The organism is Subtercola boreus, assembly GCF_003399625.1.
GTDB classification, from domain to species: Bacteria; Actinomycetota; Actinomycetes; order Actinomycetales; family Microbacteriaceae; genus Subtercola; species Subtercola boreus_C.
The window spans coordinates 1-1,345 of the sequence record NZ_NBXA01000040.1; the positions used below are offsets into that span (position 1 = coordinate 1).

At 65.4% G+C, this 1,345-nt stretch carries 2 protein-coding genes; both read left to right on the forward strand.

Features of this window, described 5'->3' with window-relative positions:
- Positions 1 to 160: 160 nt before the first annotated feature.
- Positions 161 to 412: a hypothetical protein gene (locus tag B7R21_RS18000; RefSeq protein ID WP_216364302.1), complete on the forward strand. Its 252-nt coding sequence runs from the start codon at positions 161 to 163 to the stop codon at positions 410 to 412.
- A gap of 60 nt (positions 413 to 472) precedes the next feature.
- Positions 473 to 886 carry a hypothetical protein gene (locus B7R21_RS18005; RefSeq protein WP_116284643.1) on the forward strand — a complete coding sequence of 138 codons (414 nt, stop codon included), beginning with the start codon at positions 473 to 475 and terminating at the stop codon, positions 884 to 886.
- Positions 887 to 1,345 lie beyond the last annotated feature (459 nt).

Below are 1,345 nucleotides of genomic sequence, written 5' to 3' on the forward strand. Positions count from 1 at the left end.
CGAAGGTCTACAGACCAGTCTCTCGGCCGCCGAGCAGAAGCTCACGCAAATGCGCCGAACCGCGACCAACCTCGGGCTACCCGCCTTTCCTGCCCGAACGTAGAAGCCGGCATAGTGCGGAAAAGAGTGCGCGCACATCCTGCTTGGCCACATCGACGACTTGGCCGAGTACGCCCAGCACCGGGGCCTGATGGAGACCGAGGCCGAGAGCGTCGCCTACATAGTTGCCGGCATGGTCGGATTCGACACCTCCGCATACTCGGTGGGCTACATCGCCGGATGGGTGAACGCCGACACCGACCTGATTAAGTCCACCGCCGCCCGGGTACTTCGCACCGCGCACCAGATCGCCGGAATCCTCACCCCCGAAGACGAAGCAACCGACACCCCCGACGACGAAACCGCCGCCTGACCTCTCACCCCTAGCGGGGCGGCAGACGCCGCCCCGCCCCAACCCGGAAGGGAAACGATTGTGATCATCACCTACCAGCGCCCTGACACCATTGGCCACGCCCTCGACCCCGAAGCTCCCGACGCCGCCCAGAGTGTCGACGGGTGCGAGTGCGGAGCCGAAACCATCGACTCCGACGGCAGCCCGTGGCGCTGCACCCGCGCACCACACCCCGGACAAGACGAACACCGAGCCGCGTACGACCGGGACGGCGACGGACCCGACGGTGCTGTCGCGATCGCCTGGACGTATCAGTACGCCGACGAAGACCAGACCGGCGGAGACACCGACAACGCCGCACCCATGCACACCATCACCGTGTCGTTCCCGGACCGGGCGGGCGGCGTAGACCCCGAGAGAATCCGCAACGCAATTCTCGACCTGTTCTGGGAAGGCGACGCTGACGACATCCAGATCGTCGTAGCCATTACTTGAACACGCACCACCACCAAGGAATGAGCAGTCCCGCCCGGGAACGCCGGGCGGGGCTCTTTTTTCTCAACCGCCGGGGAGTGCGGACAGCGGCCAACGGCTCTGCCGTTGCCTGTTCTGTCTGAGTGGAGCCGCTTCGCGGCGCTGTGTCGCCCCAGTGCCTGGGCTTCGTTGTTGTGCCGTGAATCCTTCGGAAGCGTACGGGCCTGTCCGTTCCGCGCAAGCAGCCGCTGGCTGCCGGCTCCTCCGAGATTTCCGGCACGCGGTCGCTTCGCTCCCTTATTTCGAGCCGGAATTCTCTCCCCCACCGCCCTACGGGTTGCACTGCACGGCCTGTCCCTAGCGGCGGTAAACCGCCTTCCTTACAGTTTTTCTTGTGGATTCGGGGCCTTCGTAAGCTTTGAAACGCGCCAGGGGTCCCGGGTATGGCTGACTGCCTCCCGCCGCGTGACGGCATGCCGT